Annotated in this window: 22 protein-coding genes, 2 pseudogenes and 1 riboswitch; of the genes and pseudogenes, 8 read left to right on the top strand and 16 right to left on the bottom strand. The window is 71.9% G+C overall.

The features are described 5' to 3' along the window. Positions 1–243 precede the first annotated feature (243 nt). Positions 244–630, bottom strand: a complete 387-nt coding sequence (locus ACIGQF_RS03945; RefSeq protein ID WP_399705162.1) for a DUF6907 domain-containing protein — start codon at positions 628–630, stop codon at positions 244–246. A 137-nt stretch (positions 631–767) separates the two neighbouring features. On the opposite strand from ACIGQF_RS03945, the pseudogene ACIGQF_RS03950 reads away from it, so the two are divergent. Together ACIGQF_RS03950 and ACIGQF_RS03955 are read left to right on the top strand one after the other, a co-directional pair. Beyond that, positions 768–1148, top strand: a pseudogene (locus tag ACIGQF_RS03950) (FAD binding domain-containing protein); the annotation flags it as partial. 62 nt (positions 1149–1210) lie between these two features. Continuing rightward, the gene (locus tag ACIGQF_RS03955) at positions 1211–1570 is read left to right on the top strand and encodes a molybdopterin cofactor-binding domain-containing protein (protein WP_399705165.1); all 360 of its coding nucleotides are present in this window, start codon (positions 1211–1213) and stop codon (positions 1568–1570) included. Between the two features lie 198 nt (positions 1571–1768). Here the strand turns inward: ACIGQF_RS03955 and ACIGQF_RS03960 are convergent, their stop codons facing one another. Beyond that, entirely contained in the window at positions 1769–2773 is a 1005-nt protein-coding gene (locus tag ACIGQF_RS03960) for a LacI family DNA-binding transcriptional regulator (RefSeq protein ID WP_399705168.1), read from the bottom strand. A 225-nt stretch (positions 2774–2998) separates the two neighbouring features. Between ACIGQF_RS03960 and ACIGQF_RS03965 the strand changes: the two genes are divergently transcribed. Continuing rightward, entirely contained in the window at positions 2999–3985 is a 987-nt protein-coding gene (locus ACIGQF_RS03965) for a nucleoside hydrolase (RefSeq protein WP_399705171.1), read from the top strand. Then, complete coding sequence (locus ACIGQF_RS03970) at positions 3982–5424, top strand: MFS transporter (protein WP_399705174.1); 1443 nt, start codon at positions 3982–3984, stop codon at positions 5422–5424. The genes ACIGQF_RS03965 and ACIGQF_RS03970 overlap by 4 nt, the downstream gene beginning before the upstream one ends. 120 nt (positions 5425–5544) lie before the next feature. On the opposite strand, the gene ACIGQF_RS03975 is transcribed toward ACIGQF_RS03970, so the two are convergent. The 5 genes from ACIGQF_RS03975 to ACIGQF_RS03995 all read right to left on the bottom strand — a co-directional run bounded on the left by ACIGQF_RS03975 (position 5545) and on the right by ACIGQF_RS03995 (position 10856). Continuing rightward, entirely contained in the window at positions 5545–6552 is a 1008-nt protein-coding gene (locus ACIGQF_RS03975) for an ABC transporter substrate-binding protein (protein ID WP_399705177.1), read from the bottom strand. Further along, positions 6549–7352: an ABC transporter ATP-binding protein gene (locus ACIGQF_RS03980; protein WP_399705180.1), complete on the bottom strand. Its 804-nt coding sequence runs from the start codon at positions 7350–7352 to the stop codon at positions 6549–6551. The genes ACIGQF_RS03975 and ACIGQF_RS03980 overlap by 4 nt, the downstream gene beginning before the upstream one ends. After that, positions 7352–8434, bottom strand: a complete 1083-nt coding sequence (locus tag ACIGQF_RS03985; protein ID WP_399706351.1) for a FecCD family ABC transporter permease — start codon at positions 8432–8434, stop codon at positions 7352–7354. The genes ACIGQF_RS03980 and ACIGQF_RS03985 overlap by 1 nt, the downstream gene beginning before the upstream one ends. 137 nt (positions 8435–8571) lie before the next feature. Continuing rightward, positions 8572–8680, bottom strand: a riboswitch (cobalamin riboswitch). A gap of 87 nt (positions 8681–8767) precedes the next feature. Beyond that, entirely contained in the window at positions 8768–9061 is a 294-nt protein-coding gene (locus ACIGQF_RS03990) for a nuclear transport factor 2 family protein (RefSeq protein ID WP_399705183.1), read from the bottom strand. Between the two features lie 115 nt (positions 9062–9176). Then, entirely contained in the window at positions 9177–10856 is a 1680-nt protein-coding gene (locus tag ACIGQF_RS03995; RefSeq protein ID WP_399705186.1) for a putative glycoside hydrolase, read from the bottom strand. A gap of 232 nt (positions 10857–11088) precedes the next feature. On the opposite strand from ACIGQF_RS03995, the gene ACIGQF_RS04000 reads away from it, so the two are divergent. Then, entirely contained in the window at positions 11089–11961 is an 873-nt protein-coding gene (locus ACIGQF_RS04000) for a polysaccharide deacetylase family protein (protein WP_399705189.1), read from the top strand. A 72-nt stretch (positions 11962–12033) separates the two neighbouring features. Here ACIGQF_RS04000 and ACIGQF_RS04005 read toward each other — a convergent pair whose 3' ends face one another. The 4 genes from ACIGQF_RS04005 to ACIGQF_RS04020 all read right to left on the bottom strand — a co-directional run bounded on the left by ACIGQF_RS04005 (position 12034) and on the right by ACIGQF_RS04020 (position 16174). Next, the gene (locus ACIGQF_RS04005) at positions 12034–12378 is read right to left on the bottom strand and encodes an STAS domain-containing protein (protein WP_399705192.1); all 345 of its coding nucleotides are present in this window, start codon (positions 12376–12378) and stop codon (positions 12034–12036) included. Between the two features lie 223 nt (positions 12379–12601). Next, positions 12602–13558 (bottom strand): LLM class F420-dependent oxidoreductase, encoded by a 957-nt coding sequence (locus ACIGQF_RS04010; protein WP_399705194.1) that lies wholly within the window; start codon positions 13556–13558, stop codon positions 12602–12604. Next, positions 13558–14580: an SDR family oxidoreductase gene (locus tag ACIGQF_RS04015; protein ID WP_399705197.1), complete on the bottom strand. Its 1023-nt coding sequence runs from the start codon at positions 14578–14580 to the stop codon at positions 13558–13560. Before ACIGQF_RS04015 ends, ACIGQF_RS04010 begins: the two co-directional genes overlap by 1 nt. A gap of 457 nt (positions 14581–15037) precedes the next feature. After that, positions 15038–16174, bottom strand: a complete 1137-nt coding sequence (locus tag ACIGQF_RS04020; RefSeq protein ID WP_399705199.1) for a Vms1/Ankzf1 family peptidyl-tRNA hydrolase — start codon at positions 16172–16174, stop codon at positions 15038–15040. A gap of 363 nt (positions 16175–16537) precedes the next feature. On the opposite strand from ACIGQF_RS04020, the gene ACIGQF_RS04025 reads away from it, so the two are divergent. Beyond that, positions 16538–18634, top strand: coding sequence for a catalase (locus tag ACIGQF_RS04025; RefSeq protein WP_399705201.1), 2097 nt, complete (start codon positions 16538–16540; stop codon positions 18632–18634). A gap of 76 nt (positions 18635–18710) precedes the next feature. Here ACIGQF_RS04025 and ACIGQF_RS04030 read toward each other — a convergent pair whose 3' ends face one another. The 4 genes from ACIGQF_RS04030 to ACIGQF_RS04045 form a co-directional block, all read right to left on the bottom strand. Beyond that, positions 18711–18878 (bottom strand): CDGSH iron-sulfur domain-containing protein, encoded by a 168-nt coding sequence (locus ACIGQF_RS04030; RefSeq protein WP_399706353.1) that lies wholly within the window; start codon positions 18876–18878, stop codon positions 18711–18713. A gap of 82 nt (positions 18879–18960) precedes the next feature. Then, positions 18961–19614, bottom strand: a complete 654-nt coding sequence (locus ACIGQF_RS04035) for a HemK2/MTQ2 family protein methyltransferase (RefSeq protein ID WP_399705204.1) — start codon at positions 19612–19614, stop codon at positions 18961–18963. A 52-nt stretch (positions 19615–19666) separates the two neighbouring features. Next, entirely contained in the window at positions 19667–20683 is a 1017-nt protein-coding gene (locus ACIGQF_RS04040; protein WP_399705207.1) for an iron-containing redox enzyme family protein, read from the bottom strand. A 55-nt stretch (positions 20684–20738) separates the two neighbouring features. Next, positions 20739–21527, bottom strand: coding sequence for a SigB/SigF/SigG family RNA polymerase sigma factor (locus ACIGQF_RS04045; protein WP_399705210.1), 789 nt, complete (start codon positions 21525–21527; stop codon positions 20739–20741). A gap of 365 nt (positions 21528–21892) precedes the next feature. Between ACIGQF_RS04045 and ACIGQF_RS04050 the strand changes: the two genes are divergently transcribed. Together ACIGQF_RS04050 and ACIGQF_RS04055 are read left to right on the top strand one after the other, a co-directional pair. Then, positions 21893–22225, top strand: coding sequence for a DUF6479 family protein (locus ACIGQF_RS04050; protein WP_399705213.1), 333 nt, complete (start codon positions 21893–21895; stop codon positions 22223–22225). Between the two features lie 228 nt (positions 22226–22453). Then, positions 22454–23800: pseudogene (locus ACIGQF_RS04055) on the top strand (cytochrome bc complex cytochrome b subunit); the annotation flags it as partial. On the opposite strand, the gene ACIGQF_RS04060 reads toward ACIGQF_RS04055, so the two are convergent. Then, on the bottom strand, positions 23754–24143 hold the full coding sequence (locus tag ACIGQF_RS04060) for a cytochrome c oxidase subunit 4 (protein WP_399706354.1): 390 nt from the start codon (positions 24141–24143) through the stop codon (positions 23754–23756). The pseudogene ACIGQF_RS04055 and the gene ACIGQF_RS04060 overlap by 47 nt on opposite strands. Positions 24144–24145: the final 2 nt, after the last annotated feature.

The raw sequence follows: 24145 nt of genomic DNA on the forward strand, positions 1-24145 counted from the left end.
TGGTGACGAGTCCTTCACAAGATCGATTACCCGCGGTACGGCGGCCGTGCGCACACGCCGGTCCCATCCGGACATACCCGCGTCAAGCCCCGGCCGCGCGCTCGAAGACCCGCACCGGGCGGCACATGCTGTGCCACCGATGCGAGGGCGATGTGCAGATTCCTTGAAATCCGCCTGAGCGGCTCAACCTCGCGCCGCCAGGAGCGTCCGCGTGAGTGCGCGCACAGGGCCGCGGCCCGCGCCTCAGGTCACCGAGACCCCGCCGGGCAGCGCCGCGCGCCAGCCCCCGAGCGTGTCCAGCACCCGCCGCAGCTCACCGATGACCCGGTCCAGATCGGCGGCGGTCCGCGCGTCGAAGGAGTAGGGCAGCCGGCCCTCCGCCTCGATGACGCCCACCTCGACCACCGGCGACGTCCGGCCCGACGCACCTTCTTCACACATGATGTGGAAGAGCAGCTGCGGGAAGCCCCGCTCCGGCTGCGCCGAGAGATTCCAGCTGACCGCTTCGGCCAGATGCATGATCCCGTCGTGGCCGCCGGCCTCGGCCGCGGTGTGCACACGGTGGCACCACGTCGGGCACACCACGGGCCGTACCGCCAATGTCACGGCATCCAGCATGTCGTCCGTCATGTGCACATTATCCGGCCGGTGTCCCGAAGCCGCCCCTGCACGGCATCCGGTCGGCTGTCTTGTGCGGTATCTGCTCGCCCGCCAAACATCCCAGGAGCGAAATTCTCAGCGATTGAATAAATCGGCGAGGTACGCACGTGTGCGCTGCCCCGCACATACCTCGGGAGGCCTTCGCGAACTGTGCGACCAGGTCGGAGCAGCCCTGTGCGTACACCGCGCCGTCGGCGGCGCCGGCGACGACCGCCTCGGTAAGGGTCTGCGGCCGAGGGAGAAGTCCGGGAGGGTGCGCTGGGCCGGCGCCACCGTGCCGGACGGGAGCAGGAGCATTGCGCCGGGTCCGGTCCGCCGACGGGGCGCTCCGCCTCGACGCCGGCACGGACCACCACTCCGGCTCCCGGGACTCCGCCGTACGGGGTGCCCCGCCCTCCTTCGCCGACGCCTGGGGCTCCATCGCCACCCGCCGCATCCGGCAACGCGCCACCCTCGGCGGCAACCTGATGGCCCGCCGCACCCGCTACGAACTCTCGATCGTGCTCGGCGCGCTCGGCGCCCGGCTCCACGTCACCTCGGCGGCGGGCCCTTGGGCCCTCTCCCCGGCGACCTGCTGGGCTCCGGCACGATGGACGGCAACGCCTGGACGGTACGCCGGGGCACGGACGTACCCGTCCCGCTCGCCGACCTCGTCGCCCGCGAATTCGGGCCCACCGGGTACGAGTTCACCGGCGAGGGGAGCTTCAAGGCGCCGGTCTCGCACGAGGCGCCGCTGGAAGCGCCGCTGGAGGCGCCGTGCCTGTTCTGGGAGATCGGCTGGGCCGGCACCGAGGCCGAGGTCGGTCCCGACACCGGACGGGTCACCCTCCTCCGGCTCGTGGCCAGCGGTGACGTCGGACGTGCGGTCGACCCGCTGCTCTGCCGCGGCCAGGGCGAGGCGCCGCCGTGAGGGGCACGGCGCAGGCGCTCTTCGAGGAGATGCGGTACGAGGACGGCGTACTGCACAACGGTGAGGCCGCGGCCATCGCCGACGCCGTCCACGAAGCGACCGGCGCCCGCGTGACGCGGCTGTCGCTCAGCCCGGAGCGGGTGTTCCTGGCGACGGCGGCCGCCCGCGAGGGCCGCGCGCAGCAAGCCGCGGGGCGGGTCAGCCGGACGCGCGGACGACCAGCCGGGGAGCGAGCCGGATCGCTCGGCTCGGGGCCGCGCCGCCGTGCGACATCCGGTCCTCCGACCGCTCGGCGAGCAACCGCGCGGCCTCCGCCGCCAGTTCGGTGACCGGCTGCCGGACCGTGGTGAGCGCCGGGTCGGCCAGGCCCGCGAACGGCACGTCGTCGAAGCCGGTGACCGCGACCTCGCCGGGCACGTCGGCGCCCAGCTGGCGGAGCCGCTGGAGGGCGCCGACCGCGATGAGGTCGTTGGCGCAGACGATCGCGTCCGGGCGGGACGGCCAGATCCGGTCGACGGCCGCGCGCCCCCAGGCCACGGAGAAGTCGCCCAGCTCGACCCGGCCGGGGGCGTCCGGGTCCAGCACCGCGGCGCCCGCCTCGTACGCGGCACGCCGCTCGGCCGCCGTCGTGGTCGTACCGGCAGCGCCCACGAACCACGGGCGGCGCCGCCCTGCGGCCGCCAGGTGGTCGAGCACCAGCGCCATCCCTGCCGCGTTGTCCACCGCGACCGAGTCGGCGACGCCCGGGCCGCAGCCGCGGTCCAGCAGCACCACCGGCACCCGCCGTGCCGCGTCCGCCACCGCGTCCCGGCTGCGCCGCTCGTCGACCGGTATCAGCAGCAGCGCGTCCACCTGCCGGTCCAGGAACTCCGCGATCCGGGCCGCCTCGGTCGCCGGGTCGTCGTCGCAGTCGGCGAGGAGCACGGCCCGCCCCTCGGCGTGCAGCGCGTGCTCCAGCTCCCGCACGAGCTCCGGGAAGAAGGGGTTGGTGATCTGCGGGAGGACCAGGCCGACGGTGCCGGTGGCGCGGCGGCGCAGCGCACGGGCGACGTGATTGGGCCGGTAGCCGAGGCGAGCGGCGGCCTCCCGCACGGTGCGGGCGGTCTCGGCGCCGACGGGGCGGGTGCCGGCGAGCACACGGGAGACCGTGGCGATGGAGCAGCCCGAGGCACGGGCGACATCCTTGAGGGTGACTTCGGCCACGGTCGTGCCCTTCACTCGGCTCGGCTGGGCCGCCCGCACCGGCGTACGCTGCGGAAACGGCGGGCAAACGTTATCACCGGCGCCCCGCCTCGATCTGTGGGATGAATCATTGACAACTGCCCCGGTATGCGGGTGAACTCTTCGCGGCACTTCGGAGAACGATTTCCCATCGTTTCCTCCGAGGGTCACCGCACCACCGTTCAACAGGGCAAAGGGGCTCTTCCGTTGGCCAGAAAGATCATCCTCGACTGCGACCCGGGGCACGACGACGCGATCGCCATGCTCCTGGCCCACGGCAACCCCGACGTCGAGCTCGTCGCCGTGACGACCGTGGTCGGCAACCAGACGCTGGAGAAGGTCACCCGCAACGCGCTCTCCGTGGCGCGCATCGCGGGCATCACCGACGTACCGTTCGCCGCCGGCTGCCCGCGTCCCCTCGTACGGAACATCGAGACCGCGCCGGACATCCACGGCGAGACCGGTCTGGACGGGCCCCTGCTGCCCGACCCGACGTGTGTCCTGGACGAGCGGCACGCCGTCGACCTGATCATCGACACCGTGATGGCGCACGAGCCGGGCGAGATCACCATCGTGCCGACCGCGGGCCTCACCAACATCGCGCTGGCCGCCCGCAAGGAGCCGCGCATCGTCGAGCGGGTCCGTGAGGTCGTCCTGATGGGCGGCGGCTACCACGAAGGCAACTGGAGCGCGGTCGCCGAGTTCAACATCATCATCGACCCCGAGGCCGCGCACATCGTCTTCAACGCGGGCTGGCCGGTCACCATGGTCGGCCTGGACCTCACCCACCAGGCGCTCGCGACGCCCGAGGTGGCCGAGCGGATCGCCGCGCTGGGCACCCAGCCCGGCAAGTTCGTCGAGGAGCTGCTGGAGTTCTTCGGCACCGCCTACCGCGATCACCAGGGCTTCGAGTCGCCGCCGGTGCACGACCCGTGCGCCGTCGCGTACGTCATCGACCCGGACGTGATGACGGTGCGCCGGGCTCCGGTGGACATCGAGCTGACCGGCACCCTCACCAAGGGCATGACCGTGGCGGACTTCCGCGCCCCCGCACCCGCCGACTGCAAGACCCAGGTCGCGGTGAAGCTGGACCACGGCCGCTTCTGGGACCTCGTCGTGGACGCGCTGGAGCGGATCGGCGATCCGGAGCTGATCGGCGAGAACCCGCAGAAGCCCGGGGACGTCCTCGCATGAACGCGTCCACCACGGCGGCGCCGCCCCCCGGCGGCCTGACGGAGCGGCCCGGCGTCCGGGTCGGCGTCCTGGTCACCGCGCTGCTGGCGGCGTGCTTCGCCTTCCAGCTCAACGCGTCCATGCTCAGCCCCGCGCTGAAGAGCATCGAGGACAGCCTGCACGCCACCTCGGCGGAGATCGGTCTCACCCAGACCGCGTTCTTCACCTCGGCGGCGCTCTTCTCCCTCTTCCTGCCGCGGCTGGGCGACGTCATCGGCCGCCGCAAGGTACTGGCCGGGATGATGGCCCTGATGGTGCTCGGCTGCGTCATCGCGGCGCTCGCGACGAGCGTGCCGATGCTCTTCGTCGGCCGGATCATCCAGGGCGTGAGCGGCCCGACCGTACCGCTGTGCCTGATCATGCTGCGGGTGGAGGTGGTCGAGCCGAAGAAGTACGGCACCCTGCTCGGCGTGATCACCGCGGTCAACGGCGGCATCGCGGGCGTGGACTCGCTCGCCGGCGGCTACCTCGCCGACCACTACGGCTTCGGCGCGGTCTTCTGGGCCATGGCCGTCGTCGCGGCGGTCGCCGCCGCCCTGGTCGCCACCCTGACCCGGGAGTCCACCGCGCCCGTCAAGAGCCGCATGGACTGGCCCGGCGTCGTCCTCCTCGTGATCTCGGTCGGCACGCTGCTGACCGCGTTCAACGAGGCGGGCAAGCTGGCCGCCGCGAATTGGCCGCTGATCGGCGTGCTCGTGGTGATCGCCGCGCTCGCCTTCGCGCTGTTCTGGCGTACGGAGAGCCGCAGCGGTCACCCGCTGGTCGCCACCCACCACCTCAAGCAGCGCTCGACCTGGGCCCTGCTGCTGACCACGGTCCTCACCATGACCGGCGTCTTCGCCGTCATGAACGGGCTGATCCCGGCCTTCGCGCAGGACGCCCGGGCGGGCCTGGGCATGTCGGCCGAGGCGTCGGCGTGGTGGACCCTGACCCCGTACGCGCTCGCCGGACTCGCGATGGGCCCGGTGGCGGGCCGGCTCTCCGCGACCTTCGGGTACGGCCGCATCCTGCGGTTCGGGCTCGTCGGCACGGTGGCGACGATCGTGCTGCTCGTCCTCACCAGCGGCGGCCACTCCCGGGTGCTGCTCCTGGTGCTGTCCATCATGGTCGGCATCGCCTACGCGGGCGTGGCCAACATCGTGCTCAACGGACTCGGGATCGTCCTCTCCCCGCGCGAGAACCCCGGCTTCCTGCCGGGCCTGAACGCGGGCGCGTTCAACCTGGGCGCCGGCCTGAGCTTCGCGGTCCTGTACGCGGTCAAGACCGCCGTGGTCCCCTCGGATCCGGCGTCGACGTCGGGCTACACGGCCGCGATGATCGCGGGCGTCGTCATCATCGCGGCGGCGTTCGTGACGTCGTTCCTGATCCCCAAGCCGGTGTCCGCCGAAGCGGACGGGTAGCCGGCACAGCCGCCGTAGGGGTGCGGGGAATCGCCCGAGTCACGCGTCGTCGTGGCTGGTCGTGCCCACGCGGCGAAGCCGCATATCGACACGCCCCGCGCCCCTGATGAGGCGCCCCTGCTACCGCAGGTAGGCGCCCAGGCGCTCGATCGCCGACGCATTGCGCGGGCTCTCCACCAGGTCCGCGTAATCCAGCGTGATGATGCGCCTGTGCTTGATCGCGGAGACGTTCGCCAGCGGCTTGTAGTGCAGCAGGAACTGCTTCTTCTGCTCGGCGGTCGTGTCCCCGTAGTCGTTGACGACGATCACCTCGGGGTCCCGCTCGACGACGGTCTCCCAGCCGACCGTGGTCCAGGAGTCCGCCAGGTCGTGGGTGACGCTGCGCCCGCCGGCCTTGGCGATGATGTCATCCGGCGCGGCGAACCGCCCGCTGGTGAACGGCTTGTCCTGGCCGCTGTCGTACAGGAACACGCTCGGCCGCGCGTCCCCCTTCGGCGCCTTCTTCCGTACGGCCGCGACCCGCTCCTTGAAGTCCGCGATCAGCTTCTCTGCCCGGTCCTCCACGCCGAACAGCTTCCCCAGCTGCGTGAGGTCGGTGTAGAGGGCGTCCAGCGGCGGCATGACGCCGCGTGCCGTGCCGTGGCCATTGCGGCAGGACTCGGTGAGGACGTACGAGCCGATGCCGAGCTTCTTCAGGGACGCCGGGGTGATCCCGTTCTCGCCGAAGCCGTAGCCGTAGCCCGCGAACACCAGGTCGGCGCGGGCGTCGACGGCCATCTCCTTGGTGATCGCCTGCTTCGACAGCCACCGCGTCTTCTTGTACGCGCCCTTCCACGGCACATGGTCCAGGTCGCCCTTGTCGTCCGGCATGACATAGCCGGCCATCCGGTTCTCCAGCCCCAGCGCGAACATGATCTCGGTGATGCCCACGTCGTTGGTGACCACCCGCTCGGGAACCCTGTCGAAGGTGACCTTCTTCCCGCAGTTCTCGATGGTCACGGGCCGCTGCCCGGCGGCCTTGCCGCCCCCGGACGGGGACGCCACGCGCGCGCCGCAGCCGGTGAGCGCGAGGGCGAGGCAGAGGGCGCCGGCGAGGGCCGCCGCCGGGCGGATACGGGTCACGGTCATGCGGGCTCCTGGTCGGGGAGTTCGGTGGGGTCGATACGGTCGAAGAGCAGCTGGAGGGCGCCGGTCACGGGGTGGGTGACGCGGTGCGCCCGTACGCCGAACACCTCGGCCAGCAGCTCGGGCCGGAGGGCGTCGTACGGCGGGCCGGCCGCGACGACGCGGCCGCCGTCGAGCACGTACAGCAGGTCGCAGTGGGACGCGGCGAGGTTCAGGTCGTGCAGTGCGGCGAGCACCGTGAGGCCGCTGCGGCGCACCAGGGACAGCACGTCCAGCTGGTGGGAGATGTCCAGGTGGTTGGTGGGTTCGTCGAGGACCAGGACCCGCGGCTGCTGGGCGAGGGCGCGGGCGATCAGTACGCGCTGCTTCTCGCCGCCGGAGAGCGAGCGGAAGCCGCGCCCGGCGAGGTGGCCCGCGCCGACCCGGTCCAGCGCGGCGTCGCACAGCGCGGCGTCGGCGGCGGACCGCCCGCTGAACGGAGAACCCCGGTGGTACGGCAGCCGGCCCATCGCCACCACCTCGGCGGCGGTGAAGTCGAATTCGGCGGCGGACTCCTGGGGCAGCGCGGCCAGCCGGCGCGCGGCGGCGCGCGCGTCCATCGCGTGCAGCTCGTCGCCGTCCAGCCGGACCGTGCCCGCCGCGGGCCGCAACGCCCGGTACACGCACCGCAGCAGCGTGGACTTGCCGCTGCCGTTCGGCCCGACCACCCCGACGACCTGCCCTGCGTCGGCGCGCACGGTGATGTCCTCGACGATCCGGCTGCCCGCGAGCTCGACCGTCACCCCTTCGACGTCGACACGCATCAGTGGCCACCTCCGAACGCGTAGCCGCCGCGCCGCATCAGCAGGAGGAAGCAGGGCACGCCGAGCACGGCGGTGACCACCCCGACCGGGATCTCGGCGGGCGCGAGCAGCAGCCGGGAGACGATGTCCGCCCAGACCAGCAGCACGGCTCCGGCGAGCGGCGCGAGGACCAGCACCCGCCGGTGGTCGGCGCCGACCAGCATCCGTACGACGTGCGGCACCATCAGGCCGACGAACCCGATCGCGCCGGACACGGCGACGACCGCCGCGGTGACGGCGGCGGTGACCACGAACAGCTCGGTGCGCAGCCGCCCCGCGCGCACGCCGAGTGCCGCCGCGGTCTCGTCCCCCATCGCCAGCGCGTTGAGCTGCCCGGCGCGGGCACCGAGGCAGAGCGTCCCGGCGAGCACGGTGACGGCGGCGAGCGGCACCGAGCCCCAGGTCGCGCCGCCCAGGCTGCCGAGCAGCCACATCATCGCGGACCTGGCCGCCTCGCCCCGCTCGGCGTGGAAGACCATCAGGGTGGTGATCGCGGAGAAGCCGTACGACAACGCGGTACCGGACAGGACGAGCCGCAGCGGCGTCAGCCCGTACGCGGTCCGGGCCGCGGCGTACACCAACGCCATCGCCGCGAGTGCCGACAGGAACGCGGACACCGACAGCGCCCACACGCCCAGCGCGGCGAACGCGCCCAGCAGGAGCACGGCGTTGGCGCCGACCGCGGCGCCGGAGGAGACGCCGAGCACGAAGGGGTCGGCGAGCGCGTTGCGCACCATGGCCTGCACGGCCACGCCGACCGACGCGAGCCCCGCGCCTACCACGGCCGCGAGCACGGCCCGGGGCAGCCGGATCTCCCAGACGATGGTGTACCCGCCGGTCTCGTCGGCCCCGATCGTCCCGCCGGTGATCCCGGCCGTCAGAAAGTGCAGCGTCTCGCCCCACGACACCCCGGCCGAGCCGAGTCCGACGCCGCACACGAGGGAGACGAGCAGCAGGACGCCGAGCACGGCGGCCGAGGCGGGGACCGGCAGGCGACGGAGCGCGGGCGGTCCGGCCGCGGCGGGTGCCGGGGCGGTGGATATGGCGGGCACGGGCGGGCGTCCTTCGCCTCGGGCCGCGTCCGTACGCACAAGGGGCGGCGCACCCGGCACCGGCCGGTCGTCCGTGCGTCATCCCTCTCGCAGTCCGCGGCGAGCAGTCGGGAGATGTGCCACCCCGCGGGTCATCGGACTCACGCGAACGCCACGTACGGATCCCGCCGACGGGTCCGTGCCGCGCACTCGCGCACACCGTTGCGGGTCAGCGCCGGACTCTCACCGGACTTCCCCCACGGGACACCCCAGCAGCCTAACAGCGCCGCAAACCCCCAGATCACGGTCCCACCGGACACGGACCACAGCCCCGGTCAGTTCCCCTTACGGCGCAAAAGCCCGCGCCACCGCCAAGCTGTCCTCGTACACGGGGTGCCGGGTGATGAGGCCGTTCTCGACGGTGAGGTGGAGGGCGAAGCGGGCGCGGTAGGAGCGGTGTGTCGCGCGGGCGGTCCGGCGGATCTCGCCGGTCACGACGGCGTCCGGGCCGTCGACGAGGATGCGCTCGATCTCCGTGCCGACGGCTTCGGGGACGTGGTGCTCGGCGATGCGCTCGGGGTCGCCCTCGCCGATGCGGCGCAGCAGTTCCGTCACGACGTCGCGCGTGGTCCCGGTCATGGTGTCTCCCCCTCCGGTCGCCGTCCGCGCGGGCACGTGGACGGGCCGCCCATCCTGGCAGGGCGGGCGGCCCGTGGCGATCTTTTATGGCGTCGGGCGGCGGGGCCGCCGGGGGTCATTTCATCGGCTTCAGTGCGTCGCCGTGGTAGCGCACCGCAGGGTTCCAGAGGAGGAAGGAGTGGATGCCGTCGTCCTCGGCGGCGCGGATCTGGGCGGCCACTTCGGCGTCGCCGTAGGAGACGCCGAGGGAGAAGTCCTGGAGCCAGGGGACGATCTGGGCGTCGGTGTGACGGGTCTTCTTCACGAAGTCGGCGAGGGACTTCTTGGTGATGGGGTACGGGTGGGAGTTCGGGTCGGAGACGCCGTACTCGCCCTCGGCCCAGTGCGAGGGGTAGACCATCGGCGCGATGTAGTCGCACTGCTTGGCGAACTTGCCGATGTCCTGGGCGATCTCCTTCGGGCGGGTGACCGCGACGCCGAAGACCGAGACGCCGAGGAAGGCGCCGTGTTCGCGGGCGACCGCGCGGGTTTGGGCGACCAGGCCGGCGATGGAGTCCTCCGGCGAGGTCTTGCCGAGGCCGGGGAAGGACATGCTGCTGAGCTTGCCGTCGGGGCGGCGGATGTAGTCGTAGAGGATGTCGTCGAAGCCGAGCTTCGCGGCCTCGGCGGCGAGGTCGAGGTGGTACTGGCGGACGTCCTTGTTCGCGAAGTTGGTGAAGGAGAGGGAGCCGTACTTGGAGCCGGCGCCGTACGGGCCGCCGTCCGGGGTGCGGACCACGCGGTCGCGGTGGCCGTCCTTCCAGGAGGCCGAGGCCAGGACCGGGTCGCGGAAGGCGACGATGCGGCCGACGACCGCGCCGCCCGCCGCATGGATCTCCTTGATGGCCTTCTTCGCGTCGTAGTAGCCCTTGGCCGCGCCTGTCTTCTTCGCGAGCGGCACCTGCGAGTCGTAGCTGATCTCGCCCAGTTCGTCCTTGATGTCGAGCTGAACGGCGTTGATCTTGTGCTCCTTCAGCAGCTTCAGCACGGGCTTCCGCAGCTGGTCGGAGGCCCATGCCTGGCCGCTGACGTGCACCGCGCGCATCGTCGGCCGGCGGACGGTGATCACCGCGTCCTCCCGGGCGGTGTTCCCGGCCTCGTCGGTGGCGACCACGGTGGCCTTGGCCGGCGGCCGCGGCAGGGTCACGGCGAACGCGCCGTCCTTCCCCACCCGCGCCGTCCGGCCCGCGACGGTCACCTCGGCGGCGTCCTGCGCGCGGCCCTTGACCGTGACCGGGCCGCGCAGGCTGCGGCCTTCGGTGTCGGCGACGGCGAGCTTCGGCGGTGTGGTGTCGACCTTCAGCTCGCGGGTGAGTTCGGAGCCGCCGAGCACGGATCCCTCGGTGGCGACCTTCAGTTCGTGCGTGCCGTCCCGCAGGCCGTCCAGACCCACCGTCAGGTGACGTCCCGTCGTCTGCACCGGAACCCGCTTGCCGTCCACGGTGACCTCGGCGCCGTGCAGGCCCTCCCCCTCCGGCGCCGTCACCTCCAGCCCGCCCTTGCCGACCGCGGAGGCGTTCACCACACCGCCGGCGGACGCTCCCGCCACCCGGAAGTCGGCGCCGCTGTGCTGCCGTACCAGGAGCACGCCGCCGACGACCAGCGCCATGGCCAGCACCCCGGCCAGAAGAATGACCAGCGGTCTGCGCGGGGAACGGTTACTGGAGGAATCAGCAGAAGCAGTCGAGGAGTCGGACGCCCCTGAGGCGTCCGAGGTGTTGAGAAAGAGCTTCTTCCAGTCGAGCCGCACAGGCACGCCCCTTCCAGGAGGTTTCGTGCATCTCCGTCGCCGTCGTCCCGTTCCCCTGCGCCGCCGGGGTCTTGTCCTCCTGTCCCTCCTCACCCTGGCAGCCTCGGCCGTCTCCTGCGCCGAGTCCCGCGGCGGTGCGCCACCGCCGGAACCCTCGGCTCCGAAAACCACCGGTGGTCGGCAGGATTCCCCCTCGGCCCGGCCTGAACACCCGCCACGTGCCAAGTCTCCGGCCTCGGTGCACGCCGACGAACTCGGAGCGGTACCGGTTCTGATGTACCACCAGATCGTCAAGGACCCGCGCAGCGACTACGACCGCAAGCCGGCGGACTTCCGCGCGGAACTGGAACGGCTCGCGAAGGAGGACTACGTACCCGTCACCGCGGGCGCCTACAGCAAGGGGGAGATCGACATCCCGGCCGGGAAGCACCCCGTCGTCCTCACCTTCGACGACTCCACCGACAGCCAGTTCGCGCTCGGCGACGACGGCCGGCCGGACCCGGACTCCGCGATCGGCATCCTGCTCGACGTGGCCGAGCGGCACCGGGGGTTCACCCCGGCGGCCACCCTCTTCGTGAACGGTGACGCCTTCCCCCGCACCGGCACGAAGAAGGCCCTGCGGTGGCTGCACGCGCACGGCTTCGAGATCGGCAACCACACGCTGGACCACGCCAACCTGCGCGATGTCTCCGCCGGGGAGGCGCAGCACCAGATAGCCGCCGGCCAGCAGGTCATCACCAAGAGCGCGCCGGGCGCGAAGGTGACCTCGATGGCCCTGCCGTTCGGCGTCCAGCCGAACCCCGCGGAGCTGGACATCAAGGGCGCGGCGGACGGAGAGCGGTACGCGTACGAGGGTGCCTACCTCGTGGGCGCGGGGCCGGCCCCCTCGCCCTACGCCACCGGCTTCGACCCGGTCGGCATACCGCGGATCAGGTCGGCGGGCGCGCACGACAAGGACGCCCAATTCGGTTCCGCGCACTGGCTGGACGAGCTGCGGGACGGCGGGGTGAAGCGGTACACCTCGGACGGCGACCCGGACCGCGTCTCGTACCCGAAGTCGTCCTCGGACCGGCCCGCCAAGGAGTTCAAGGACCGGACCCGGCCGTACTGAGCCGCGCCGCTGGCGCATCGCAGCACATCGGGGCGCGCACGAACGACATCGTGCACGCCCCGAGTGATGTCCTTATGCCTCGGTCGTGGACACCAGCGGAAACGGCTCCCGGCTCACCCGCTGCGCCTCCTCCAGCGCCCGCCGGGCCTCAGCGTCCCGCGGCGCGATGACATGGAAGGCGGTGCCCAGCGCCCGGGCCCGCCGGAAGACCCGGATCAGTGCCGGCACCCCGCAGCAGGCGCACACCAGCGAGCAGGCCCCGAGGTCCACCAGGAGGCTCGCCGCGCCCCGGTTGAGGAGGATGAGCATCTCCTCACGGGTCCGGGTGACGCGGGCGCAGTCGAACTCCGGCGGGCGGAGCACCACGGCACCGCCACCCGACTGAGTGCACCAGGAAGACCGGGGAGGACTCGTCATCACTGCTCCTGAACGGCCGGGCCGGCGCGCCGCACCGGCAGGGAATGCATCTGCCCACACATGGTCCGCAGCATTGACGTGCCGTTCGGAAATCCGGTCACTCGTGCTCGGAGGAATTCCACGGTAGGGCGGCGGGCCGATACCCCGCCACCGCAGGACCCGCCGCCACACGGCATTCGACGCGGATTCGCCCCGCGGGTTTACTTCCCGGCGGCCTGTCGGTTCAGTCCTTCAGCTGCGGCAATACCTTTGTGCGATAGAAGTCGAAGAATCCGCGCTGGTCCTGCCCGATCTGGTTCACATAGACGGTGTCGAATCCGGCGTTCGCGTACTCACTGAGCGCCGCGACATGCGCGTCCACGTCGTCGCCGCAGGTCACGGCGGATGCCACCTGATCGCGGGTGACCAGGGTCGAGGCCTGCTCGAAATGGCGCGGGGTGGGCAGTACCTGTCCCAGTTCGCCCGGCAGTTGTTCGTTGGCCCACAGCCGGTGCGCGGTGCTGATGGCTTCTTCCTTGTCGGTTCCCCAGCAGACCTTGAGGCCGCCGTGCACCGGTTTGCCACCGCCGCCGCCCCGCCGGAACCGCTCGATGGCGTCCGCGTCCGGCGCGACGGTGATGAATCCGTCGCCGATCCGGGCGGCCAGTTCCGTGGCGGTCGGGCCGAAGCCGGAGACATCGATCCGCACCGGTTCCTCGGGCACGGTGTAGAGCCGCGCGTTCTGCACGGTGTAGTGCTTTCCGTGGTGGCTGACTTCCTTGCCCTCGAAGAGCGACCGCATCACCTGTATCGCTTCTTCCAGCATTTCCAGCCGGACGGAGGTCTGCGGCCATTCGCCGCCCACGACCTGTTCGTTGAGGGCCTCGCCGCTGCCCACGCCGAGCCGGAACCGGCCGTCCAGGAGAACCGCGCTGGTGGCCGCGGCCTGTGCCGTGATCACCGGGTGCACTCGCTTGGTCGGGCAGGTCACGGCGGTCTCGACCGGCAAGGACGTGGCCTCGGCGAGCGCGCCGATCACCGACCAGACGAAAGGCGACTGCCCTTGTTCGTCATTCCAGGGATGGAAATGGTCCGAGATCCACAACGAGGTGAATCCGGCCTGCTCCGCCATCCGCGCCTGTTCCACCAGATCGCGCGGACCGTGCTCCTCGCAGGACAGGAAATAGCCGTATTCCGTCATCACAAGCTCCTCGGATTCCTGGTCGCCCGCACGATCCCGGCGGCGGCCAGCGCACCGGCCGCGGCGGCCGCGATCAGGGCGCGGGCATGCTCGGTGGCCCACAGCTGGGCGGAGCGTCCGTGCGACGCGTCGTCGAAGGAGCCGTGGGCGCCGTGGTCCCGGCCGTCCGCGCTGTCGACCGGCTTCCAGAGGTTGTCCGGGCCCGGCGGCCGGGACTCCTGGTCCGTCTGCTGCGCGTCGTACCCCGTACGCGCCAGACAGCGGTCCAGGAGACCGGGGACGAGCCGGTTGGCGAGCACCGTGGCCAGGGTCGAGCCGCCCACGCAGTACTGCCGGCGACGGGGGTGCGCGGCCGCGTGCACGATGCCGCGCGCGGCGACCTCCGGCTGGTAGATCGGCGGGACCGGCTGCGGACGGCGCGGCAGCCGGGAGAGCACCCAGGAGAACTGCGGGGTGTTGAGGGCGGGCAGCTGGACCACCGTGATCCGTACGTTGCTCCGGTCGTGCAGCAGCTCGGTGCGGACCGAGGACGTGAAGCCCAGGACCGCGTGCTTGGCGCCGCAGTACGCGGACTGCAGCGGGATGGAGCGCTCGCCCAGCGCGGAGCCGGCCTGCACGATCGTGCCCGCGTCGCGCGGCTTCATCCGGGCCAGCGCCGTCCGCGTACCGTGCACGTAGCCCAGGTACGTCACCTCAGTGACCCGCTTGAACTCCTCCGGGCGCACCTCGGTGAAGGGCGCGAAGACCCCGGCGAAGGCGCAGTTGACCCAGACGTCGATGGGCCCGAACTCCGCCTCGACCGCGTCGGCGGCGGCCTCGACCTGCGCCGGATCGGCCACATCGAGGGGCACCGCCAGGGCCCGGCCGCCGGCCGCCGCCACCTCTTGGGCGGCGGCCTCCAGCCCGGCCTGTCCGCGCGCCAGCAGTCCGACGCGCGCGCCCCGGAGGGCGAATCGGCGGGCGACCGCGCGGCCGACGCCCGCGCTCGCTCCGGTGACCACGACGGTCTGGCCCTGAGGCATCGGGGTCTCCTCCTCGCCGGGGGCCGGCGAACGGGCGTCAGCCCTTCGGTCCGGACTCCTCGGAGGTGTGCGGGGGCGGCAGCGGGTCGGGGGCGGGGCCGGGCGCCGGGCCCGGCGTCGGGGGTGCCGGGTTCGGCGGTACCGGATCCGGCTCGGGGCCGGGGGACGGCGCCGGGGGCACCGGATCGGGGCCGGGTGCGGGCACCGGCCCGGGTGCGGGGCCGGGCTCCGGTCCGGGCGATCCCGGTCCCGGGCCGGGCGTCGGAGGCACCGGGTCGGGCGTGGTGGGGCCGGGGCGTCCCGGCGGCTGTGGCGTGGTCACGGATCCTCCAGCGAGTGCGGGCGGCCGTCGCGCCAGGGCGGGGGCGGGGGCAGTGCGCCTGCCCGCCGACCCGCCGGCGTCCCACGGGTGCCCGCGGGGCTCCGCCCCTAACGCCCGGCAGCGGAACCGGTTCGGTCAGTGCGTCACCGGAGTGGACCAGCGCAGCAGCGCGCCGAGCCCGCCGGGCGGCATCTCATCGGTGTGGTGCAGCATCACGGCCTGCGCGCCGCCGGCCACGGCGGACCGCAGCAGCGCGTCATCGGCACGGGCCGGGGCCGGGTGCACCTCGCCCAGGTACTGCATCTCCGAGCCGCGCGCGGCCAGCTGATCGGGGTCGGGGCCGACCCAGACCTGGCGGCCGGCGTCACCGCCGTCGGGGCTGATGAGCAGCGTGTCGATGCGGTGCTCGCGGGCGGCCTCGATCAGCTGGGGCACACCGGCGGTGACATCGGACTCGCCGTTGCTGCGGCCGCTCCCGGCCTGGAAGCGCTGGATGACGTCCTCGGTGTGGTCGAGTTCGAGGCCGGCGCGGACGTGCGCGATGTCGCGTTCCAGCCGGGTGCTGTCGGCGCCCCGGGCCCGGCCGCCGTGCTCGCTCTCGTACGCCACGGCGCGCAGTTGCTCGGGCAGCCGGTCGCGCACGGAGCGGCGCTCGCGGGCGTCCCCTGCCAGCAGGATCAGGTCGGCGCCGGAGTGCTCGAAGGCCTGGGCCACGGCCTCGGCGATCTCACCGGCGTTGTGTTCCCAGGTGTTCTCGACCTTGAGCTGGAAGTGGCGCTCGGACCAGTCGCCGCTCGCGGTCCGGTGGATCGGGTAGTCCTCGCCGCTGACCTTTCCGGCGCTGTCCCGCGCCGTGTCGCTGCGCAGCTCGAAGTCGGCGCCGGTCCGGTCCACGTACGCCACGAGGCACACCGGGTTCTCGCCCAGCGCGTCCAGCAGCGGGGCCAGCCGGGGCACCGGCGACCAGGTGGCGCCGCGGGTGACGGGCGGCCCGGCCAGCGGGGTGTCCAGGACGACCTCGCCGCCGGTGGCGAAGACGGCGCGGCCCGAGTGGGCCAGCGGCTGGCCGGGGCGGCCGATCGTGGTCAGGCAGTCGTACACGGCACGGCAGGTGGCCTCGTCGGCGCCGAGCGCCGACAGCTGGTCGGCAGCGTTGCGCGCCGACAGCTCCTGCTGCTTGGCCGCGTCCTCCGTGCCATGGCTGACATCGGCATAGACGGACGCCCACGGGCCGGGTCGTTCGACGATCGGTTGCAGGAGCGAGAGTCGCATGGCGCATCCTCCTCGAAATGGGGCGTTCACCAGGTACGGGGCCGCGAAGGCGGGCTTCGGGGGCCGCGGGTTTCCGCTCTCCAAAGGCATCGTCGCTGCGGTGAGTGCATCACTCCCCGGGGTGCCCTGTATGCCACTGTTCATGCAGTTCGTCTTCACTGCAGCTCTACTGCGGATCTGCTGTCTCACGAGCACCCGTGGTCACTCCACGGGTCCGTCATCGCACGGGTTGCGGCGCTCCCCCTTCTGGCCCAGTGAGGTTTCTCCGCTTCGGATAACGGTTACCTGGCGAGCCGAGACACATGCCCAGAAGCCCTCGTCGGCGACTCCAGCACGGCGCGGAGCGGGAAGGAGCCTTCAGAGATGGCGGACAAGAAGCAGGAGCAACGGGAGCGGTACTACGCGCACGACGCGAGCGACGGCCCGCTGACCACCGACCAGGGCGTGCCCGTCGACCACACCGATGACTCCCTCCAGGCGGGCGAGCGCGGCCCCACACTGATGGAGGACTTCCACTTCCGCGAGAAGATCACCCGCTTCGACCACGAACGGATCCCGGAGCGCGTGGTCCACGCGCGCGGCTCGGGCGCGTACGGCTACTTCCAGCCGTACGAGTCGTGCGCGGAGTTCACCAGTGCCGCGTTCCTGCAGGACCCGAGCGTCCGGACGCCGGTGTTCGTCCGCTTCTCCACCGTCCAGGGACCCCGCGGCTCGGCCGACACGGTGCGCGACGTCCGCGGCTTCGCGACCAAGTTCTACACCTCCGAGGGCAATTACGACCTGGTCGGCAACAACTTCCCGGTCTTCTTCATCCAGGACGGCATCAAATTCCCCGACTTCGTGCACGCGGTGAAGATGGAGCCGCACAACGAGATCCCGACCGGCGCGTCGGCCCACGACACGCTGTGGGACTTCGTCTCGCTGCAGCCCGAGACACTGCACACGATCATGTGGCTGATGTCGGACCGCGCGCTCCCCCGCAGCTACCGCATGATGCAGGGCTTCGGCGTGCACACCTTCCGCTTCGTGGACGCGCAGGGCCGCGGCACCTTCGTGAAGTTCCACTGGAAGCCCAAACTCGGGGTGCACTCCCTGGTGTGGGACGAGGCGCAGGAGACGATGGGCCGCGACCCGGACTTCAACCGCCGCGACCTGTGGGACTGCATCGAGGCCGGTGACTTCCCCGAGTGGGAGCTCGGCGTACAGCTGGTGCCGGAGGCGGACGAGCACAACTTCGACTTCGACCTGCTCGACGCCACGAAGATCATTCCCGAGGAACAGGTGCCGGTCCGGCCGATCGGGCGGATGGTCCTCGACCGCAACCCCGACAATTTCTTCGCCGAGACCGAGCAGGTCGCCTTCCACACGGCGAACGTGGTCCCCGGTATCGACTTCACCAACGACCCGCTGCTCCAGGCCCGTAACTTCTCCTACCTGGACACCCAGCTGCTCCGCCTCGGCGGCCCGAACTTCGCGCAGATCCCGGTCAACCGGCCGGTCGCACCGGTCCGCAACAACCAGCGCGACGGCTTCCACCAGGGCGAGATCCACCGCGGTACCACCAGCTACACCAAGAACTCCCTGGCCGGCGGCTGCCCGGCGGTGGCCGGCGCCGACGAGTCCGCCTTCCGGCACCTGACCGAGAAGGTCGCCGGACACAAGATCCGCCGGCGCAGCGACAGCTTCCAGAACCACTACAGCCAGGCCGCCATGTTCTGGAAGTCCATGACCGAGTGGGAGCAGCAGCACATCATCGAGGCGTTCCGCTTCGAACTGGGCAAGGTGAACACCAAGGAGATCCGCGAGCGGACCGTCGCCCAGCTGAACCGGGTCGACCACACGCTCGCCGTGGCGGTCGCCGAGGGGATCGGCGTGGCCCCGCCCGAGCGCCAGGAGACCCCGGACGTCACGCCGTCCCCCGCGCTCAGCTTCGAGAACAACCGCGGTGACGGCTCGATCGCGACCCGCCAGATCGCCGTGCTCGTCTCGGACGGCGTGGACGCCGACCAGGTCGACACGATCCGCTCCGCACTCACCGCGCAGGGCGCCAACGTCGAGGTGCTCGCGCCGCACGACGGCGAGTTCACCGGCTCCGACGGCGTGACCCACCCGGTGGACCGGGCGCTGCCCACCGTCGCCTCGGTCCTCTACGACGCGGTGGTGCTCCCCGGCGACCCGTCCTCCGTGCCCCGTACGGCGCAGGACCCGGCGGTGCTGAAGTTCGTCCGGGACTCCTACCGGCACGGCAAGGCCATCGCCGCGCTGGGTACCGGCATCGACCTGCTGAAGATGCTGGACCCGGCCCGGCTGCGCACGGCGGACGAGCACGAGCACACCGTGTCCGACGAGGGCGTCGTCACCCACCACCCGGTCGGCCCGGCCAGTGAGCAGTTCGCGCAGGCCTTCATCGAGGCGGTCGCCGCCCACCGGCACCGGAACCGCCCGCCGCTGCGCCGCTGAGCGCGCCACGGGGACATGAGAAGGGCGGGCGGTCCGAGGACCGCCCGCCCTTCTCTGCTGTCGCGTGGACCGCCGGCTAGCCGTCCCGCTTCCGCCGCCGGTGGCTGGTGTCGCACCACGGGTACCGGCGGCTGCGGCGGCATCTGCACAGGGCCACGCAGAAGCGGTCGGAGGCGACCACGCCGCCGTCCTCCAGCCGTACCTCGACCGGGCCCTCCACCAGCATCGGGCCGTCCTTCTCCAAGGTGACGCGGCGGACGTCCCCGGCCGCTGCCGGGCCGGACGCTCCCGCCCGGGAGCCGGGCGCTGCACTGGGCGCCCGGTGGTCAGGCTCTTCGCTCGGCACGGATCACCACCAGCTCTTCCTTCTCCTCGTCCGGTGCCGTCAGGCCCTGGCTGTGCAGCCAGCGCTGCCGGGACCGCAGGACGGGCCCGAAGGGCACGCAGCGGTGCTCGACCGCCACGGTGTCCAGCCCCGCGGCGCGCAGGGCCCGCAGCGACGGGTCGGTGCCGCTGAGCGCCGAGTGGACCATGAGCAGCACGCCGCCGGGCGCGAGCAGGCCCGGCGCGTCCCGGCAGATCCGGTCCAGCAGCAGCCGTCCGTCGTGCCCGGCGTCCCAGGCCCGCGCGCTGCCGCGCCGGGGCAGCACCGCGGCGGGCGCCGGGACGTACGGCGGGTTGGTGAGGATCAGCCGGTAGGAGCGGTCCGCCACGGGGGCGAGGAGGTTGCCGCGCACCACGCGTACGGGCAGGCCCGCGAGGCGGGCGTTGAGGCGGGCCGCGAAAACCGCGCGCCGGGAGATGTCGACGGCGGTGACCGCGCCGCCTCGCCGGGCGGCCGCGAGCGCCAGGGCACCGGTGCCGGTGCCGATGTCCAGCACCTGCGCACCCGGCTCCAGCGGCTCCTGGCGCAGCGCATCGGCCAGCAGGGCCGTGTCGTCCTGCGGGGCATAGACCCCGGGAAGCGTTATCAAAGGCACAAATCAGGAGTACCCGGATAATTCTCTTTCACCAGCCCGGCACCGGGTGGCGTCACGGCACGTGGACGAGGTCCGGTTCGATGGTCACCCGGAGTGACGACTCCCCTGCCTGCCAGGCGCTCAGGAGCCGCTCGCCGAAGCGGTCGTCCAGGAAGCCGGTGGCGTCGATCCCGAACGCGATGTCCCGGTCCAGGTGCGGCTCGGCGGCCAGCAGGCCGTCCACGACCTCGTGCCGGACGACCTGCTCGTGCACGGCGTCGGCCTCGACGTGCTCGGTGTAGAAGAACTCGGCCGCCGGGCCCGCGCCGGCCCGCCGCATCGCCCCGGCCAGCCGGCGGGAGGCGGGCGAGGAGGTCACCTCCACCGCGGCGAAGTGCCCGACCAGTGCCCCGCGCATCGCCCGGTGCAGCCCGAAGAGGGACATCAGGTTGACCACGGCCAGCATCTCCGCGCCGGCCGCGTCGAGGTAGCGCCCGTACGTGGTGTCCAGGCCGAGGTCCGTCATCAGGTCGGCGAAGAGCTGAGCGTGCACCCGCTCGGCCCGCCCGCCGCCGAACTCGTCGAACTCCACCGCCGCCATGCCCGCCTTCGCCCGGCCCCACAGCCGCGGCAGCACCCAGGCGTGCGGGTCGGCCTCCTTGAGGTGGTACAGGCTCCGCTGGGCGGCGTATTCGCGCAGCTGGGAGCGGGTGCCGGCGCGCTCCAGTACATGGGAGACGCCGTCCCCGCCGACCGGTTCGACGAGCAGCTCGGCCAGGGCGTCCGCCGCGCTCGTGTGCACGGTGGCGTCGGCCCGCAGCGCGCCGAGGAAGCGCCGTTCCAGTACGCCCCGGAACCGCAGCAGCTCCGGGTCCCATTCACGCTCGGCGTCGACGCCCGCGAAGCCGCGGTAGTGGAGTTCGTACGCCACGTACAGCGCCAGCTGCAGGTCGTCGCCGTACGGATCCGCCGCGGCGGCCGCGTCGTCGTCCACGGCCGGCGGGCCGCCGTCGCGCAGCGCGCCGGTCATGGCTGCCGAGACCGGCCCCCTGTCCTGCGGCAGTCCGGGCCCGGTCTGCTCATCTCTCATCGCTGTTCTCCACCCCTGGACGTGGTCGGTGACGGGCACCGCCGCCGGGTGCCCCTCAGGACCGCGGTGTCACCTCGACCCGCACCAGCCGGCAGCAGCGCTGGAGGATGCGGGAGACGTGCATCTGCGAGATGCCGACCTCCTCGGCGATCTGGCTCTGTGTCATGTCACGGAAGAACCGCAGGTAGAGGATGATCCGCTCGCGCTGCGGCAGGGCCCGCAGGACGGGCGCCGCGCACAGCCGCTCCTCGACCAGCTCCAGCTCCGGGTCCTCGTCCCCCAGGAAGTCGGCGAGGTGGAAGGAGTGGCCCGCGTCCGTGCTCATGGGGCACTCCAGCGACAGCGCGGTGTACGCACCCTGGGCCTCCAGCCCGAGCACCACGTCCTCCTTGGAGAGGCCGGTGTGCTCGGCCAGGTCGCCGATGGTGAGGGTGGCGGTGCCGTTGCGGAATTCCAGCTGCTCGCGCGCCTGGTGGACGGTGGCCCGCAGCTCCTGGGTCCGGCGAGGCACGTGGACGGCCCACAGATCGTCCCGGAAGTGCCGCCGCAGCTCACCGAGGATGGTGGGGATCGCGTACGCCGGAAAGGGCGTGCCCGAGGCGGCGTCGAACCGGTCGACGGCCTTGAGCAGGCCGACCGCGGCGACCTGCCGCAGGTCCTCCTCGGTCTCGCCGCGGCCGCTGTAGCGGCGGGCGAGCCGGTTGGCCATCGGCAGCCAGCCGCAGACGATCTCCTCGCGCAGCCGCTTCCTGACCGGGCCGTCCGGAAGCGTGGCCAGACGGGCGAATGCGGCGTCGGTGTCCGGGGTATCCGGATGGCGGCGGAGCGCGGTGGAGGCAGCCATGGCTCTTCCCTTCCGGTCGGGATTCCGGCACCGGCGGAATCGCCATGAACGAATGTGCATGACCGCCCGTGTCCCGACCGCCGGAGAGTTTTTGCTTTCCGACTGAAACACTCGTTTCCGAAACCCTCGGCAGGTACCCGAACAGGCCGGGACCGCCCGACGGCGAACCCTCGGTTCGCTGCCCACATTTTCTCACTTCGCCGCCCGGCGCACGCGGACACGGCTTTGTGCACCGCTCGTCCTACTGCTTCGACGGGGGTCACTCCGGTACCACCCGGCGTACTCCCGGCCCCAGCCCCGGAATTCCGCGCTGGTCCAAATGTGTGACACGTGTCGATTCCGGTTCCCGCGGGTACCCGGCGGACATGACCAGCTACGAGTCCTTGGCGGCTCCCAACCGAGATCTGCTCGTCGGCATCGGTCCGTTCGTAGTGGGCCTCGTCGTCGTGCTCCTGCTCATCGGCGCCGTGGGATACGGCCTGCGGCGCAAGCGCCGACGTTCTCAGCCGGCCCCGAATCAGCCCAGCACGCCTACGACAGGCGGGTACGAAACGGGAATGCGTACGGGCGACGAGGTCACCTCCGACGGTCACCGTCGCATGCCGTACGAGTTCGACCAGACCCGCGGCACCCGCCCCTCCGACGGCGAACCCCCGAAATGGCAGGAAGGCCACAGCGGCTCCTTCGGTAACGGCTGACAGCGCGCGCCGCGGTATCGCCACCCGCCCCTGAGCGGTCGCTCACGAAGAACGTGAGAGGCCGCTCCCGGCCATGCCCGCTCGTTCCGCCAGACGGCTGAATTCCGCGACCGGCAGGCGACGCCGCGGCCCCTTTCCGGATTGCTCAGGTGCCCGGCAGGTCAGACATGCCGATGCCGACAAGGCACGAGGCGGCCGGCCCACGGGCCCGGAGGGAGTGGGGTGCGCGTGTTCCGACGGCGGCGGGCCCGGCCGGCGAACCGGCCCGAAGGCGCGGCCGCCGCCGCGTTCACCGCTCTCGACCAGCGGCTTCCCTTCGCCGCCGGGGCGCGGGCGCTGCTCCGCAAGGCCTTCCCCGACCACTGATCCTTCCTGCTCGGCGAGCTCGCGCTCCACAGCTTTCTGGTGCTCGTGCTGACCGGCACCTATCTCACGCTGTTCTTCGACCCGAGCATGGCGGAGACCTTTTATCACGGCCGCCACCACCCGCTCGACGGCACCCGGATGTCCCAGGCGTACGCCTCCACGCTCGACATCAGTTTCGAGGTGCGCGGCGGACTGCTGATCCGGCAGATCCACCACTGGTCGTCCCTGGTGTTCGTCGCGGCCGTCGGCGTCCATCTGCTCCGCGCCTTTTTCACCGGTGCGTTCCGGCGGCCCCGCGAGGTGAACTGGATGGTCGGCGTGACGCTGTTCATGCTGGCAATGCTGGAGGGTTTCGCGGGGTATTCCCTTCCCGACGACTCGCTGTCCGGCACGGGGCTGCGCACCGCCAACGCGATCGTCACTTCCATCCCCCTGGCGGGCACTTACCTGAACTTTTTCCTCTGGGCCGGTCCCTTTCCCGGTACGGCCATCATTCCGCGGCTCTACGTGCTGCACATCCTGCTCATCACCGGAATCATCCTCGCGCTGGTCGCCCTGCATCTGATGCTCGTGGTCGTCCTCAAGCACACCCACTGGAACAAGCGCGGCCACACGAACCGGAACGTGGTCGGACAGCCGATGTTCCCGCAGTTCACCGCGAAGTCCACCGGCCTCTTCCTGATGGTTTTCGGGGTACTGACGGGCCTCGGCGGGCTGGCCCAGATCAATCCGGTGTGGGATCACGGACCGTACCGCCCGGATCAGGTGGCCACCGGTGCCCAGCCGGACTGGTACGTGGGTTTTCTGGAGGGCGGCCTGCGACTCATGCCGCCTTTCGAGACGAACCTGTGGGGCCACACCGTCATGTGGAACGTCGTCATTCCCACCCTGGTGCTCCCCGGATTGCTCTTCCTCGCGCTGTATCTCTATCCGTTCTTCGAACGCTGGGTGACCGTGGACCGTGCCGAGCACCACCTCTGCGACCGGCCGCGGAACCGGCCCACCCGCACCGCGCTGGGCGTGGCCGCCACCGTCTTCTCTGCGGTCCTGCTGCCGGCAGGCGGCAACGACGTGATCGCCTACAGCTTCCGGGTCTCGGTCGACGCGCTCACCTGGGTGCTGCGCACCGCCCTGGTCGTGGCACCGGTCCTCGCCTTCTGCCTCACCAAGCGTCTGTGTCTCGCCCGAAGACCATCCCGAAGACGCCTGCCACCAGCAGCCCGAAGCCGATCAGGAAGAGCCACAGGCCGTAGACGAGGCCCAGGCCCGCCACCGCGGCGCCCAGCGCGGTCAGCGGCGGGAATCCGCTCTTCGGCGGGAAGAAGGCGAGCCGGGCGGCGCGCTGCCGGATCTCCCCCGCCCTGTCGTCCTCCGGCCGTGCTCCCCGACGCCGGTGGTTCAGCGCGCAGAAGGCGGACACCAGGGTGGCCACCAGGCAGGACACGGTCAGCGCGGCCACGCCCGCCGGTTCCAGGGAGAGCAGCGCATAGACGATGTCGACGCCGAGGAAGAACACCGCGACGCCGCCGAGAAGGTAGCCCTCGGTCTTCATGC

The sequence above is a fragment of the Streptomyces sp. NPDC053560 genome (genome assembly GCF_044544605.1).
Classification (GTDB): Bacteria; Actinomycetota; Actinomycetes; order Streptomycetales; family Streptomycetaceae; genus Streptomyces.

Coding starts and splice junctions, on each gene's coding strand:
- ACIGQF_RS03945 (WP_399705162.1), bottom strand. CDS start 630: ATGACGGACGACATGCTGGATGCCGTGACATTGGCGGTACGGCCCGTG.
- ACIGQF_RS03970 (WP_399705174.1), top strand. CDS start 3,982: ATGAACGCGTCCACCACGGCGGCGCCGCCCCCCGGCGGCCTGACGGAG.
- ACIGQF_RS03975 (WP_399705177.1), bottom strand. CDS start 6,552: ATGACCGTGACCCGTATCCGCCCGGCGGCGGCCCTCGCCGGCGCCCTC.
- ACIGQF_RS03980 (WP_399705180.1), bottom strand. CDS start 7,352: ATGCGTGTCGACGTCGAAGGGGTGACGGTCGAGCTCGCGGGCAGCCGG.
- ACIGQF_RS03990 (WP_399705183.1), bottom strand. CDS start 9,061: ATGACCGGGACCACGCGCGACGTCGTGACGGAACTGCTGCGCCGCATC.
- ACIGQF_RS04005 (WP_399705192.1), bottom strand. CDS start 12,378: ATGACGAGTCCTCCCCGGTCTTCCTGGTGCACTCAGTCGGGTGGCGGT.
- ACIGQF_RS04010 (WP_399705194.1), bottom strand. CDS start 13,558: ATGACGGAATACGGCTATTTCCTGTCCTGCGAGGAGCACGGTCCGCGC.
- ACIGQF_RS04015 (WP_399705197.1), bottom strand. CDS start 14,580: ATGCCTCAGGGCCAGACCGTCGTGGTCACCGGAGCGAGCGCGGGCGTC.
- ACIGQF_RS04020 (WP_399705199.1), bottom strand. CDS start 16,174: ATGCGACTCTCGCTCCTGCAACCGATCGTCGAACGACCCGGCCCGTGG.
- ACIGQF_RS04025 (WP_399705201.1), top strand. CDS start 16,538: ATGGCGGACAAGAAGCAGGAGCAACGGGAGCGGTACTACGCGCACGAC.
- ACIGQF_RS04040 (WP_399705207.1), bottom strand. CDS start 20,683: ATGAGAGATGAGCAGACCGGGCCCGGACTGCCGCAGGACAGGGGGCCG.
- ACIGQF_RS04045 (WP_399705210.1), bottom strand. CDS start 21,527: ATGGCTGCCTCCACCGCGCTCCGCCGCCATCCGGATACCCCGGACACC.
- ACIGQF_RS04050 (WP_399705213.1), top strand. CDS start 21,893: ATGACCAGCTACGAGTCCTTGGCGGCTCCCAACCGAGATCTGCTCGTC.
- ACIGQF_RS04060 (WP_399706354.1), bottom strand. CDS start 24,143: ATGAAGACCGAGGGCTACCTTCTCGGCGGCGTCGCGGTGTTCTTCCTC.